Source organism: Mycobacterium sp. E1715 (assembly GCF_001667625.1).
Lineage (GTDB): Bacteria > Actinomycetota > Actinomycetes > Mycobacteriales > Mycobacteriaceae > Mycobacterium.
In genome coordinates, this window is the sequence record NZ_LZJJ01000436.1 from 1 (window position 1) to 13,749 (window position 13,749).

The 13,749-nt window shown below is 70.5% G+C and carries 14 protein-coding genes; 6 read left to right on the top strand and 8 right to left on the bottom strand.

What is annotated here, in order from left to right:
• The 4 genes from A9X03_RS21190 to A9X03_RS21205 form a co-directional block, all read right to left on the bottom strand.
• A partial coding sequence (locus A9X03_RS21190; protein WP_068262809.1) for a beta-phosphoglucomutase family hydrolase occupies positions 1-725 on the bottom strand: 725 nt, incomplete at its 3' end.
• A gap of 93 nt (positions 726-818) precedes the next feature.
• On the bottom strand, positions 819-1,622 hold the full coding sequence (locus A9X03_RS21195; RefSeq protein WP_067779756.1) for a class I SAM-dependent methyltransferase: 804 nt from the start codon (positions 1,620-1,622) through the stop codon (positions 819-821).
• On the bottom strand, positions 1,619-2,431 hold the full coding sequence (locus A9X03_RS21200; protein ID WP_067754554.1) for a class I SAM-dependent methyltransferase: 813 nt from the start codon (positions 2,429-2,431) through the stop codon (positions 1,619-1,621). The genes A9X03_RS21195 and A9X03_RS21200 overlap by 4 nt, the downstream gene beginning before the upstream one ends.
• Entirely contained in the window at positions 2,428-3,945 is a 1,518-nt protein-coding gene (locus A9X03_RS21205) for an MFS transporter (RefSeq protein WP_067754557.1), read from the bottom strand. The genes A9X03_RS21200 and A9X03_RS21205 overlap by 4 nt, the downstream gene beginning before the upstream one ends.
• Positions 3,946-4,025: 80 nt before the next feature.
• Between A9X03_RS21205 and A9X03_RS21210 the strand changes: the two genes are divergently transcribed.
• Entirely contained in the window at positions 4,026-4,667 is a 642-nt protein-coding gene (locus tag A9X03_RS21210; protein ID WP_067754634.1) for a helix-turn-helix domain-containing protein, read from the top strand.
• A 3-nt stretch (positions 4,668-4,670) separates the two neighbouring features.
• Here the strand turns inward: A9X03_RS21210 and A9X03_RS21215 are convergent, their stop codons facing one another.
• On the bottom strand, positions 4,671-5,318 hold the full coding sequence (locus tag A9X03_RS21215) for a TetR/AcrR family transcriptional regulator (protein WP_156675715.1): 648 nt from the start codon (positions 5,316-5,318) through the stop codon (positions 4,671-4,673).
• Between the two features lie 60 nt (positions 5,319-5,378).
• Between A9X03_RS21215 and A9X03_RS21220 the strand changes: the two genes are divergently transcribed.
• Together A9X03_RS21220 and guaA are read left to right on the top strand one after the other, a co-directional pair.
• The gene (locus A9X03_RS21220) at positions 5,379-6,575 is read left to right on the top strand and encodes an acyl-CoA dehydrogenase family protein (protein ID WP_068262812.1); all 1,197 of its coding nucleotides are present in this window, start codon (positions 5,379-5,381) and stop codon (positions 6,573-6,575) included.
• Positions 6,576-6,624: 49 nt separating this feature from the next.
• The gene (gene guaA / locus A9X03_RS21225; protein ID WP_197504983.1) at positions 6,625-8,193 is read left to right on the top strand and encodes a glutamine-hydrolyzing GMP synthase; all 1,569 of its coding nucleotides are present in this window, start codon (positions 6,625-6,627) and stop codon (positions 8,191-8,193) included.
• 85 nt (positions 8,194-8,278) lie between these two features.
• Here guaA and A9X03_RS21230 read toward each other — a convergent pair whose 3' ends face one another.
• Positions 8,279-8,866 (bottom strand): hypothetical protein, encoded by a 588-nt coding sequence (locus A9X03_RS21230; protein WP_369831401.1) that lies wholly within the window; start codon positions 8,864-8,866, stop codon positions 8,279-8,281.
• Between the two features lie 88 nt (positions 8,867-8,954).
• Here A9X03_RS21230 and A9X03_RS21235 point away from each other — a divergent pair, with 88 nt between their 5' ends.
• The 3 genes from A9X03_RS21235 (at position 8,955) to cmaA1 (ending at position 12,192) form a co-directional block, all read left to right on the top strand.
• Positions 8,955-9,623, top strand: a complete 669-nt coding sequence (locus A9X03_RS21235; RefSeq protein WP_067754566.1) for a hypothetical protein — start codon at positions 8,955-8,957, stop codon at positions 9,621-9,623.
• 38 nt (positions 9,624-9,661) lie between these two features.
• Entirely contained in the window at positions 9,662-11,194 is a 1,533-nt protein-coding gene (locus tag A9X03_RS21240) for a DNA polymerase Y family protein (RefSeq protein ID WP_067887713.1), read from the top strand.
• Between the two features lie 110 nt (positions 11,195-11,304).
• A complete protein-coding gene (gene cmaA1 / locus A9X03_RS21245; protein ID WP_068262818.1) occupies positions 11,305-12,192 on the top strand; it encodes a cyclopropane mycolic acid synthase CmaA1 in 888 nt (295 codons plus the stop codon).
• A gap of 4 nt (positions 12,193-12,196) precedes the next feature.
• Here cmaA1 and A9X03_RS21250 read toward each other — a convergent pair whose 3' ends face one another.
• Together A9X03_RS21250 and A9X03_RS21255 are read right to left on the bottom strand one after the other, a co-directional pair.
• On the bottom strand, positions 12,197-12,655 hold the full coding sequence (locus A9X03_RS21250; protein ID WP_067887690.1) for a hypothetical protein: 459 nt from the start codon (positions 12,653-12,655) through the stop codon (positions 12,197-12,199).
• Positions 12,652-13,674, bottom strand: a complete 1,023-nt coding sequence (locus A9X03_RS21255; RefSeq protein WP_067887716.1) for a nucleoside hydrolase — start codon at positions 13,672-13,674, stop codon at positions 12,652-12,654. The genes A9X03_RS21250 and A9X03_RS21255 overlap by 4 nt, the downstream gene beginning before the upstream one ends.
• Between the last annotated feature and the right edge of the window lie 75 nt (positions 13,675-13,749).

Here is a 13,749-nt window from a genome sequence, read left to right on the forward strand (position 1 = left end):
TCGGCGAGGTCGGTGACCACCACGTCGGCGCCGTTGCGGCGCAGATCGTCGGCCTGGCCCACCCGGTCGACGCCGACCACGTAGCCGAAGTTGCCGGCGTGGCCGGCCTGCACGCCCGAGATGGCGTCCTCGAACACCGCCGCCGCGTCGGCGTCGACGCCGAGCAGCTCGGCCCCCCGCAGGTAGGAGTCCGGCGCCGGCTTGCCGGCGATGTTCTCGTCGCGCAGCGTGACGCCGTCGACCCGCTGCTGGATGAACCGGTCCAGGCCGGTGATCTCCAGCACGTCGCGGGTGTTGGCGCTCGAGGACACCACGGCGATTCCCAGGCCCGCGGCCGAGACCGCCTCCAGGTATCGGCGTGAGCCTTCGAACACCTCGACGCCGTCCTCGCGCAATACCTTCTGGAACATGTCGTTCTTGCGGTTGCCCAGGCCGTACACCGTCTCGTCGTCCGCCGGGTCGTCGGGACTGCCGTCGGGTAGCTCGATCCCGCGGCTCTGCAGGAACGACCGGACGCCGTCCTCGCGCTTCTTGCCGTCCACGTATTGGCGGTAGTCGGCGGCCGCGTCGAAGGGGACGAATTCGTCGCCGGTGCGCTTGGCCCGCTCCGCCAGGTAGTCGTCGAACATGGCCTTCCAGGCCTTGGTGTGCACGCTCGCGGTGTCGGTGAGCACCCCGTCGAGGTCGAACAGACAGGCGTGCACCTTCTCGGGCAGACCCAGCACGGGCGGACCTCGCTTCCTGGTCTGAAGACGACTAGTTAAGCGATACCCACTCCACCACGCCGAGCAATCAGCGCGCCACCTGGCCCGCCGGTTTCACCTCACACACACCGCCTGGATGGCGCGAAGCCGTCCGTCGGCCAGCGCCCGGGTGAGGTTGCCGGCCTTGCGGTCGAAGTCGGTGACGAAGGCGTGCAGCCCCAGCGGGCTAAACGGCTGGGCGAGGATCGCCTGCATCAACGCGCTGGCCTGGTCGGTGAGATCGTTCCACTGCTCGACGACGAACCCCGCCGACTGCACGGCGGCGCGGAGCGCGCCGGGCGTCACCAGATGGCTGCGCGCGGGCGCGTCGGCCCACGGCAGGGGAAAGTCGAGCGCACCCGCTCCGGCGGTTGTGATGTCCCACAAGCCAAGCCGTCCGCCGTCCTTGAGCACTCGGTGCGCCTCGGAATAGAGGCGCGCCTTGTCGGCCACGTTCATCTGGACGTGCTGGCTGATGACGACGTCGAAAGTGCCGTCGGCGAACGGGAGTTCGGTGACGTCAGATTGGTGAACGGAGATCCGGCCGTCGAGCCCGACGAGCCGATTGAGCCAGCGGTGCGTTTCGCAATATTCGGCGGTGAGATCCACGGCGGTGACGTGGCAGCCGTAGCGGTCGGCGACGTAGCGGGCGGTGCCGCCGACGCCGCTGCCGGCATCGAGCACCTCGCTGTCACCGGTGATCCCCACCAGGTCCACCAGCTGTCCGGTCGCCACGCGGCCCATCGTGTGGAAGTCCTCCAGCAGGCCCAGGTCAGCCGGGGCCAGCCGGTCCAGGTCCTTACCGGCCGAGATCAGCGCCCGCTCGATCTGGCCGCGCGACAGGCCGGTCGAGTACTGGCTCGCAATCGTGTCGTTCACTTCTGCGCCCAGGCCGTGATGATGGGCGGCATCATGATGAGGGCGTCGGCCGCGATCGCCTGCTCGCGGAAGAGCGGCACGAAGTTGCCGATGTCGGCGACCTCGTCGATGGCGAAGCCGCCCTGTTGTGCGATGGGGGAGACCAGCCGCCAGACTTCCGCGCCGTACGCCAGGATGTCGGCGTCGGCGGCCGTCCCGATCGGCGCGCCGATGGTGAGCCTCGGCGAGCCGAGGCCGGCGTCGGCGAAGATCGTGTGCAGCGTGGTGCCGAACCGCGCGGACAGGCCCATGGCCTCGAAGGCCCGCACGATCCCCGATATCACCTGACCGAATAGCGGTATCTCCGGGACGCTGCGCGCAGCGGCAATGTCGTTCTCGGAGAACGCGATCACGCCGCCGGGGCGCACGAACGAGCTGAGCCGGCCGAGGGCGGTCGCCGGATCGGGCAGGTGCATGAGGATCAACCGGCCGACGATCGCGTCGACGGGCTCGTGCAGCTCGATCGCGTCAATTGCGGAGTGGATGAAACGTACTGTGCCCAGGCCCTGTTCGGCCGCACGGGCGCGGGCCAGCTCGACCATCTCGGGTGCAGCGTCCACCCCCAGGACGCTCCCGGTCGGGCCGACCAGCCGGGCCGCGATGAACGAGACGTCGCCGGGCCCGCTGCCGATGTCGAGCACCCGCATCCCCGGGCGCAGGCCGGCGAGGCGCAGCGCGTGCTCGGTGTAGTCGTTGTAGAGCCTGCCCTGCAGGAGCAGCCGCCGCACCTCCGCGTCGGCGTGGCCGAGAACATACGTGCTGCCGTTCATGACACTTCCCTTTCGGTTTGACGCGCCGGCAACAACCAGCCGACGACGATTGCGGCGCCGAGTGCGATGCCGGCGCATACCAGCGAGCTCACCCGCAGACCGTCGAGGAACGCGTGATCGACGACGCCGCGGACATAGCCGGCTTGTGGCGGGGGCAGTTGCTGAATCACCCTGTGCGCCAGCGCCATCGAGTGCCGCATCGGCTCGGCGGGCAGCCCGGTCAAGGCATCCGCCCCGAGATGCCCGGAATACACCGACGCGAAGATGCTGCCGGCGATGGCCACCCCGAGCGTGCCGCCGAGTTCGCGCGTGGTGTCGTTGACGGCCGAACCGACGCCGGCCTTGTCCACCGAGAGCGACCCCATGATCGCCTCGGTCGCCGGGGAAACGGTCAGGCCGAGGCCGCCACCGAGCAGCAGCATCTGCATGGCGATCTGGTCGTAGGGTGTGGCGGCGTTCGCCGTGGACGCCCACGCCAGGCCGGCGGCGAACACGGTGAGGCCGGCGGCGACGACGGCCGTGGTGCCGATTCGTTCCACCAGCCGGGGCCCCAGGATGCTGGCAAGCGCGATGGAGGCGGCGACCGGAAGCAGCCGCACGCCGCTCTGAAACGCGGTGTAGTCCTTGATGAATTGGAAGTACTGGGTGATGACGAAGATGAACCCGAACAAGGTCAGGAAGCCGGCGGTCACCGCAAGGCTGCCGCCGGAGAACCGGCGGTTGACGAACACCGAGACGTCAAGCATCGGATGCGTGGTGCGCCGCTCCCACAAGGCGAACACGGCGAGGACCGTTGCCGCAAGGGCGAATCCGGCCGCGGTCCGGCCGTTGGTCCATCCCCAGGTGGGCGCCTGGATGACCGTGTAGACCAGGGCGGTGATCCCGGCGGCGGACAGGATCAGCCCGGGGACGTCGACGCGCGGGGCGGCCGGGTCGCGCGAGGTCGGAACGAAGAGGAAGCCGCCGATGATGGCCACGGCGGCCACGGGGATGTTGACCATGAAGATCGAGCCCCACCAGAAGTGTTCGAGCAGCCAGCCACCGCTGATCGGTCCGACGGCCACCCCGACGCCCACCATCGCCGCCCACAGCCCGATCGCCTTGGCGCGCGCGCCCGCGTCGGTGAAGATGTTGGTGATCAGTCCGAGCGTGGTCGGAAAGATCACCGCCGCGCCCACGCCCATGGCGGCGCGTGCGGCGATCAGCTGGTCGGCCGAATTCGCCTGTGCCGCAAGGGCGGACGTGGCGGCGAAGAGTGCGAGCCCGGAGTTGAGCCACCCCCGCCGGCCGTACCGGTCGGACAGGCTGCCCGCCGAGAGCAGCAGGCCGGACATCACCAGGGTGTAGGCGTCGACGATCCACTGCAGCTGGGCGGTGTCGGCCCCGAGTTCGCGCGACAGCGTCGGCAGCGCGACGTTGACGATGGTGGCGTCGACGCTGATGACGAAGACACCGAGGCAGATGACGGCCAGCGCGGCGATCGGCCGGTTCCGGAATAGCGGGTCGATAGGCATGGACAAGACGGTAAAGCTAATAGACAAATAAATCAAGTAGTGAGTTGAAAAAGACGTCTGCCGGTAGGTAGACTGGCGTGGTGGCGTCCCGCAGGAACTACAACCAGAATTGCCCGATCGCGCGTGGCCTCGACGTCCTCGGCGAGCGGTGGACGCTGCTGATCCTGCGCGAGCTGGTCGGCGGCGCCCGCCGCTACGGTGACCTGCGCGACGCGCTGCCGGGCATTGCGACCAATCTGCTGGCCGAGCGGCTGAAGGAATTGCAGGAGGCGGGGATCGTCGACCGGACCGACCTGCCCGCCCCGATCGGGCGCACCGTCTACACGCTCAGCGACCTGGGCTGGCAGCGGGTGCTGCCCGTGCTGCGGAGCGTCGCGTTGTTCGGGCTGGACCGGATGGACCCGATCGGGGACGGGCCGGGAACGCCCTTGAACGGTTTCCTGGCCGGATTCCTGCTCGGCTTCGATTCGGCCGGGGCGGCCGGCCTGGAGGCGACGATCCGCATCGACATCGACGGCCGCCGTTTCGAATTCGCGGTGACTCAGGGGCGGCTCGCCGGCGCTCGTGGCGAGCCTTCGGTGACGATCACCGCCAGCGCCGCGGATCTGGTCGGCGCGCGCCTGGGCGTGAGCGACGCGAAGCGACGGGCGGCGCTGCGGCGCGTCAACTTCGAAGGCGATCCACAAACCGTCGGCGCGGTGCGGCAGGCGTTCGGGCTGTAGGACTCACCGGACGAGCAGGGCGTCGATCCACGCCTGCGCGATGAACTTGCCATAGCGGCTGACCGACCAGCCGCGTTCGAGCACGAGCAGCTCGTAGAGCTCGGGTGCGTGATAGGTCCACAGGATGTCTCGCGCCTGTCTGGCGTTGACCCGCAGCTGCCCGGTGCGGGCGAGGTCGGAGGCGAACATCGTCATGCCGGTCAGGGTCTCGTCCCTGATCTGCTTCCAGACGGCGGCGGCGTCCGGCGACACCGCGGCGCCGTCGCGGGCGAGCAGCTGGACCGGCGCGCTGCGCGGCATGCTGGCGACCAGGTGCTTGGCGTAGAGCTCCAGCTTGTCGACGGCCTCGGTGGCGTCGGCCACCTCCTGGATGACGTCGCGCTCGACCATCGGGATCGGCTCGTCATCGCCGGCGACCGACACATCGAACAGCGCTTTCAACACGCCGGCCTTGGTCGCGAACGTCTTGTACACCGTTTCGACCGACACGGCGGCGTCGCGGGCGATCTCGGCGATCGTCGTCGCCGCGTACCCCTGGGCCAGGAAGCGCCGCCGGGCGGCCGCGAGCACCGCGTGCCGGTTGTGCTGCGCCTGCTGCCTGCGACGGGTCGAGTCGTACCGGCGGGCCGGCTCGCGCTTGACAGATCCCATAATTGAGTACATGCTCCTGTATCTATTACAATTCACTGTATCAGAATTGGGGAGCTTGAGATGACAACCGCAACCCGCCACGCCGCCGGCCTTTCGGACGGCGCCAATCCCGCCGACGTGGCGCGTGCCCTGGCCCCCGAAATCACGCGGCGCGCCGCCGAGGCCGAGGCGCTGGGCACCTTGCCGATCGATCTGGTCGATCGGATGCGCGGCGCGGGCATTTTCCGTGCCGTTCAACCGCGCTCGCTCGGCGGATTCGAAGTGGCCCCAGTCGAGTTCATCGAGATGATCGAGGAACTTGCGCGCGCCGACGGTTCGGTGGGCTGGGTCGCGGCGATCGGGGCGGGCGCGCCCGCGTTCACCGCCTGGCTCGAACCCGCCGCCGCAGCAGCGCTGTTCGGTCCGGACGCCGACTTCCTGGCGGCCACGGTGTTCGCCCCCACCGGGCGCGCCGTCCCGGACGGCCGCGGCCGGTTCGCGGTCGACGGCCGGTGGCCGTTCGCCAGCGGTTGCCGCCACGCCGAATGGATGCTGGGCGGGATGTTCGTCTTCGACGGTGACGCGCCGCGGATGCTGCCCGGGCGCGGCCCCGACTGGCGCCTGGCGTTCTTCCCGCGCGCGGACATCGAGATCGTCGACAACTGGGACGTCCTGGGGTTGCGCGCCACCGGCAGCAACGACGTGGTTGCGCGCGGCGTGCACGTCGCCGAGGAACACACCATCAGCCCGTTCTTCGAACCGGCCCGCCGGGACGGCCCGTTGTGGCGGCTGCCGTTCTTCACCCTGGTGGGAGTGGGCCTGGTCGGCGTCCCGCTCGGGATCGCGCGGCGCGCACTCGACGAATTCGCCGACCTCGCACCGACGAAGGCGCGCGCCGGCACGTTCGAGCCGCTCGCCGCCGACCCCGCCGCCCAAGTCGAGTTCGCCCGGGCCGACGCCGGTTTGAAATCCGCCCGCGCCTTCGTCCTCGACGAGGCGGGCGCCCTGTGGGAAACCGCCCGGGCCGGCGATCCGCCGCCGCTTCAGCAGCGCGCCGGCTTCCAGCTCGCCGCCCAGCAGGCGATGCGAGCGGCGCGCCACGCGGTCGACACGGCGTTCGGCTTGGCCGGGGCGGGCGCGGTGCACGCAGGCCACCCCCTGCAACGATGCTTCCGCGACCTGCACACCGCCGGCCAGCACGTGTACTTCAGCCCGGCGGCGCTGAAGCGCTACGCCGGCACCCGATTCGGCATTGCGCAGCCCACGCACCTGATGTGAGGCGGGCGTGGGCACGGCCCCACCGGGGCGGTCCCAGCCGGCCACTAAGCTGGCTGCCGTGGAAACCCCCTCGCCGCGGCCCGTGTTGGTGGTCGACTTCGGCGCCCAATATGCGCAGCTGATCGCCCGGCGCGTCCGCGAGGCGCGGGTCTTCTCCGAGGTCATCCCGCACACGGCGTCGATCGACGAGATCAAGGCCCGGCAGCCGTCGGCGCTGGTGCTGTCCGGGGGGCCGTCCAGCGTCTACGAGGAGGGCGCCCCGCAGCTCGATCCGGCGGTGTTCGACCTCGGTGTGCCGGTGTTCGGCATCTGCTACGGATTCCAGGCCATGGCGCAGGCCCTGGGCGGGACGGTCGCCCGCACCGGCACCAGCGAATACGGCCGCACCGAGCTGAAAGTTGTTGGCGGCGAATTGCATTCGGGGCTGCCAAGCACTCAGCCGGTCTGGATGAGTCACGGCGACGCGGTCACCGCCGCGCCGGAGGGGTTCGACGTGGTCGCCAGCAGCGCGGGCGCGACAGTGGCCGCCTTCGAGAACCGGAGCCGCCGCCTGGCCGGGGTGCAGTACCACCCCGAGGTCATGCACACCCCGCACGGGCAGCAGGTGCTCAGCCGGTTCCTGCACGACTTCGCCGGGCTGGGCGCGGAGTGGACGCCCGCCAACATCGCCGGCGCGCTGGTCGAGCAGGTGCGCGAACAGATCGGTGACGGGCACGCGATCTGCGGGCTGTCCGGCGGGGTGGACTCGGCGGTGGCGGCCGCGCTGGTGCAGCGCGCCATCGGCGACCGGCTGACCTGCGTCTTCGTCGACCACGGGCTCCTTCGTGCCGGCGAGCGCGCGCAGGTGCAGCGCGACTTCGTCGCCGCCACCGGCGCCAACCTGGTCACCGTCGACGCCGCGGACACCTTCCTGCAGGCGCTGTCGGGGGTGACCAACCCCGAGGGCAAGCGCAAGATCATCGGCCGCCAGTTCATCCGGGCCTTCGAGGGCGCGGTCCGAGACATCCTGAGCGACACCGGATCCGAGGTCGAGTTCCTGGTGCAGGGCACGCTGTATCCCGACGTGGTGGAGTCTGGCGGGGGCAGCGGAACCGCCAACATCAAGAGCCATCACAATGTCGGCGGTCTGCCCGACGACCTGAAGTTCCGGCTCGTCGAGCCGCTGCGGCTGCTGTTCAAGGACGAGGTGCGCGCCGTCGGGCGCGAGCTGGGCCTGCCGGAGGAAATCGTTGCACGCCAACCCTTTCCGGGGCCCGGGTTGGGCATCCGAATCGTCGGCGAGGTCACCGCGGCGCGGTTGGAGACCCTGCGGCGCGCCGACTCGATCGCGCGCGAGGAACTCACCGCCGCCGGCCTGGACAACCTGATCTGGCAGTGCCCGGTGGTGTTGCTGGCCGAGGTCCGCTCGGTCGGTGTGCAGGGTGACGGCCGGACGTACGGGCATCCGATCGTGCTGCGGCCGGTGTCCAGCGAGGACGCCATGACCGCCGACTGGACCCGGGTGCCCTACGAGGTGCTGGAGCGCATCTCGACCCGCATCACCAACGAGGTCCGCGAGGTCAACCGCGTGGTGCTCGACATCACCAGCAAACCACCCGGCACCATCGAGTGGGAGTGAAGGCGCGTCGCTTTTTGCGACGAACGTGCGGCCAGCCGCACACTCGTGGCCGAACGTGCGGCCAGCCGCACACTCGAGAGCGTGGCTACTCCACGAATTCGCTTCGGCCGTAAGCGATCGTGGCGGCTGCCCAGTTGCCGCCGGCTTCGCCGACGAGTCGTCGGGCGACGTCTCGATCGTGGTTTCCCGCGACCAGGATCAAGGTGTGGTCGGTGGTGGTGACCGATCCACCCCGGATGCGGTCGCGGGCGGCCGGGTCGGCCGCCAGCGCGTCGCCGAAGCGGGCGATGTCGACTTCCGGCACGGCGATGATGATCGCGTCCTGGTCCGGCGTGGGCTCGTAGTCGAAGGTCAGCACCGCTTCTTGGTCGAACTGGCGGCGCAGCGCCTCGGCGGCGGCGTGCACCGAGCCGTCGGCGCCGCACAGATGAAATTCCCGCGAGCTCTCCCGGGTGTTCCGGTGCTGCGCGCTCGACCAGTACACCCCGTCGAGCGGGGTCGATCCCGTCACCGCCGCGCCGCTTGACGCGATCGTCACGGTGGCCTGCGCCTCGAACAGGGGATCGGTGGTGTCGGTGGCGAACAGCTCCGCCTGCCGGCAGGGGGCGGCGGCGCTTGGCACCGGAAAAGTACAGCAAAAGAGCATCATCAGCCACACCAGCAACGACCGCATAAAGCAGCCTCTCACGTTTCTTGACGGTTGTCGGAGGGCGGGTGTTTACTCCAACTGTATCGAACATACATTCGAACAGGAGGCAGTCATGACCGCGGCTTTGGCCTCCGAAAATCGCGCTGAGCAGCTCGAATCGCTTCGGCGGCGGATGGCCGTGATCACCGGGAAGGCGCCGGGGCCCGCGGCCACCCGTGCCGACGACCTGCTGCCGGAATCGGAAGCCCAACTGGCGCTGCCGCGGTGGTTGGCGGAGTCGCTGCCGGCGCCCCTGCCGCGCGGATCGGTGGCGGTCCTCTCGGGCGCCCGGTCGCTGCTGCTGAGCATGGTGGCCGCGGTGACGGCGGCGGGCGGCAACGTGGCAATCGTCGGCCAGCCGGACATCGGGCTGTTGGCGGCCGCGGAGATGGGGGCGGATCTGAGCCGGGTCGCGGTGATCCCGGATCCCGGCACCGACCCGGTGGAGGTGGCCGCGGTGCTCGTCGACGGCATGGATCTGGTGGTCCTCGGCCTGGGCGGGCGCCGGGTGCCGCAGACCCGGGCGCGGGCGGTGGTAGCGCGGGCCCGCAACAAGGGGTGCACCGTGCTGGTCACCGACGGTGACTGGCAGGGGGCGCCCACCCGGCTGGAGGCTCGGGTCTGCGGTTACGAGCTCACCTCGGGGGGCCGCCCTGGGTTCGGCCGGATCAGCCGGGTGCGGCTGCAGGTCAGCGGGGTGTGTGCGGGCCGGCGGGTGACCGCCCGGGCGCGAGCCGGGTGAATTCACCAGTGGCATCCCGGGTGCTGGCCATCTGGTGCATGGACTGGCCCGCGGTCGCCGCGGCCGCGGCCGCCGGCCTCTCCGCGACCGCCCCGGTGGCGGTCACGTTGGCCAATCGGGTGATCGCCTGTTCGGCGGCCGCCCGCGCGGCGGGGGTGCGGCGGGGGCTGCGGCGCCGGGAGGCGGCGGCCCGCTGCCCGCAGCTGCACGTCACCACCGCCGACGCGGACCGCGACGCCCGCTTCTTCGAGTCGGTCATCGCGGCGGTGGACGACCTGGTGCCGCGTGCCGAGGTGCTGCGGCCCGGGCTCTTGGTGTTGCCGGTGCGCGGGGCGGCCCGCTATTTCGGCTCCGAGGCCGACGCCGCCGAGCGGCTGATCGATGCGGTGGCTGCGGCCGGCGCCGAGTGCCAGGTCGGGGTCGCAGACCGGCTGTCCACCGCGGTCTTCGCCGCGCGGGCGGGCCGGATCGTCCCGGCGGGCGGTGACGCGAAGTTCCTGTCTGTGCTGTCTATCCGCCAACTCGCCACCGAACCCAGCCTGTGTGGTCCTGGCCGGGAAGAGCTGACGGACCTGTTGTGGCGCATGGGGATTCGCACCATCGGGCAATTCGCCGCGCTGTCGGCCACCGACGTGGCCTCCCGGTTCGGCGCCGACGGGGTGGCCGCGCACCGGTTGGCCCGCGGTGAACCCGAGCGGGGACCGTCCGGACGCGAGCCGCCGGAAGAGCTGGAGGCCGTGCTGGACTGCGACCCGCCGATCGACAGGGTCGACGCCGCGGCCTTCGCCGGCCGCTCGCTGGCCGCCGCGCTGCATCGGACTCTGATGGGCGCCGGGGTGGGCTGCACCCGGCTGGGCATTCACGCCGTCACCGCCAACGGCGAAGAACTGCACCGGGTGTGGCGATGCGCCGAGCCGTTGACCGAGGACGCCACCGCCGACCGGGTGCGCTGGCAACTGGACGGCTGGTTGAGCAGCCGGACCACGCGCAATCCCCGCCCGACGGCGCCGGTGACCCTGCTGCGGTTGCAGGCGGTCGAGGTGGTGTCGGCCGAGGCGCTGCAGCTGCCGCTGTGGGGCGGCCTCGGCGAGGAGGACCGGCTGCGGGCCCGTCGCGCCCTGGTGCGAGTGCAGGGCCTGCTCGGCCCGGAGGCGGTGCGGGTGCCGGTGCTGTCCGGCGGGCGCGGGCCGGCCGAACGCATCACGTTGACCCCGCTGGGCGACGAACCGGCGCCGCGGGCCGACCCGAGTCTGCCGTGGCCCGGGCGGCTGCCCGAGCCGTCACCGGCGGTTTTGCTGGACGACCCGGTGGAACTGCTTGACGGCCAAGGGAATTCGGTGCGGGTGACCGGCCGTGGGCTGTTCTCCGCCGACCCGGCGCGGCTGACCGTGCACGGCAAGGACGAGCGGCTGGACTGGTGGGCCGGGCCATGGCCGGTCGACGAGCGGTGGTGGGATCCCGACGTGGGAAGGGGCCGCACCGCCCGCGCGCAGGTCTTGCTGGAGGGCGAGCGGGCGTTTCTGCTGTGCTACCGCCAGCGGCGCTGGTACCTCGAAGGCAGCTACGAGTGACGGCGCTATCCGCACCGGATGGGCGTCATCCCCACCCCCGTACCGATGCCAGAGGGACCGGGAGACTTCACTGTTTCCGGCGTGCTCAAATCGGCGACTAGGCTGTCACGATGCCTACGACGTCGGAGCCCCCCGAGGGGACGGATTTAACGCCGCACTTCGACGATGTGCAGGCCCACTACGATTTGTCGGACGAACTCTTCCGGCTTTTCCTCGACCCCACCCAGACGTACAGCTGCGCCTACTTCGAGCGCGACGACATGACGCTGGAAGAGGCGCAGATCGCCAAAATCGACCTCGCCCTGGGCAAACTTGGGTTGCAACCGGGTATGACGTTGCTCGACGTCGGCTGCGGCTGGGGGGCCACGATGATGCGCGCCCTCGAAAAGTACGACGTCAACGTCGTCGGCCTCACCCTGAGTCGCAACCAGGCCGATCACGTCGAGCGGCTGATCGCCCAATCCGCCAGCCCGCGTTCGGCGAGGATTCTGCTGCGCGGCTGGGAACAGTTCGACGAGCCCGTCGACCGGATTGTCAGCATCGGCGCCTTCGAACACTTCGGGCACGAGCGCTACGACGCGTTCTTCACCCTGGCGCATGACCTGCTGCCCGATGACGGGATCATGTTGTTGCACACCATCACCGGGCTTCATCCGACGGAGATGGTCGAACGTGGCATGCCCATCTCGTTTACATTCGCCCGATTCGTCAAATTCATTGTGACCGAGATCTTTCCGGGCGGGCGACTGCCCTCGATACCGATGGTGCAAGAACGCGCCACCGCGAATGGCTTCACAGTTAGTCGCGTCCAGTCGTTGCAGCCGCACTACGCGAAGACGCTCGACATCTGGTCTGCCGCGCTGCAAGCCCACAAGGACCAGGCCATCGAGCTGCAATCCGAGGAAGTGTACGAACGGTACATGAAATACCTGACCGGCTGCGCCGAGATGTTCCGCATCGGATACATCGACGTCAATCAATTCACGTTGCAGAAATGACTTCCTAGGCCCGCCCGCAGCGGACTGCCCGCGCCTGCGCCATCAGCCCGCCACCGCCGGGGAGCGCGCCCACCACCGCGCGGGCCAGCCGGTCGCGGCCCCGGACGCGGTCGGTCCTGGCCTGACCGGTGCGCAGGTGGCGCCAGCCCAGGGCCGCCCACGACGCCGCGACGGCGGCGTCGGTCACCCCGCCGCGGGCGCGGTGCCGGTCCGCCGCGGCGAGGCCGAGCGCCGTCGCGGAGTGCACGGTGTCGACCCACACGCCGGCCGCCAGCACCTCCGGGCCGGGATTGATGCCCGAGAGCAGTGCCTGGACCAGGTGGCGCCCGCCCAGGATCCGGGTGACGACGAGCGCCTTGTGGTCGACCTGCACCCCGTGGATGTGGCTGAGCACGCCGGAGGGGGCGGTCAGCAGCGCGGCACCCCACCCCGCGCGCAGAACTTCGATGAGGCGGATCTTCATGGGGTGTTGGATAACCGGCGGGCGAAGCTCCCAACCCGTTCGATAAACCGGTCGAAGAAGGCCGCCGCGTCCACGTCGATCCCGATCAGCGCGTTGGGTTCTCGGCGCCCCGACCAGTCGGTCACGGTCATGGCGCGGGTCAGCGTGCCGGTCAGCTCGATGTCCACCGTCGCGGGCCGGATGGTGACGAGCCCCGGGTCCAGCGCCGCGGCGGCGGCCAGCGGATCGTGCAGGTGCGCCTGGAAGCCGTGGCCGATGTCGTGGTAGGCCTCCAGGTAGAACCGCATCGCGTCCTCGATCACCCGGATCAACGCGTTGGACGCGGTCGACCGCGTGCCGGGCTTGTCGCCCGCGCTCATCGGCGTCGTCGTCGACCCGGCAGCGGCGGCCAGCCTGGTGAGGTGCTCCGGCGTCATCGCCACCTTGCGGGTCAGATCCAGGCCGCACAGGATCGGAAGCCGTTGCGGCTCAACGGTCGCCCAGGCGTCCAGGACCTCGGCCGCGGCCTCGGGGTCCACGCTGATGTTCCATTCGGCCACCGCGGTGGTGTTGCCGCGGTGATCGTAGGAGCCGCCCATGACGACCAGCCGGCGCACCAGCGTCGGCAGCGCCGGCTCGGCGCGCAGCGCCAGCGCCAGATTGGTCAGCGGGCCGGTGGCCACGCCGATCAGCTCACCGGGATGGGCGCGCGCGGCGCGCACCCACGCGGTCGCCGAGTCGTGGACGGTGAGCCGGCGATCGGTGGCTGGCAGTTCGGCATAGCCCAGTCCGCGAGGGCCGTGAACCTTCGACGGCAGGCTCATCGGCCCGGTGAGGGTCTCCTCGGCGCCCTTGGAGACCGGCACGCCGGTGCGCCCGCACAGCTCGAGCAGGCCCAGGTTGTTCTCGCAAACCTGCTGCACCGCAACGTTTCCCCCGGTGGAGGCGATGCCGACCACGTCGGCGTCCGGGCTGGCGAACAGGTACATCAGCGCCAGCGCGTCGTCGACGCCGGTGTCGACGTCGACGAATACGGGCATCACCGCGGCAACGATACCGTCGCTCAGGGCCACGCCGAGGCGAAGGTGACCACCAGGACGTCGCGCTGGGCGGGG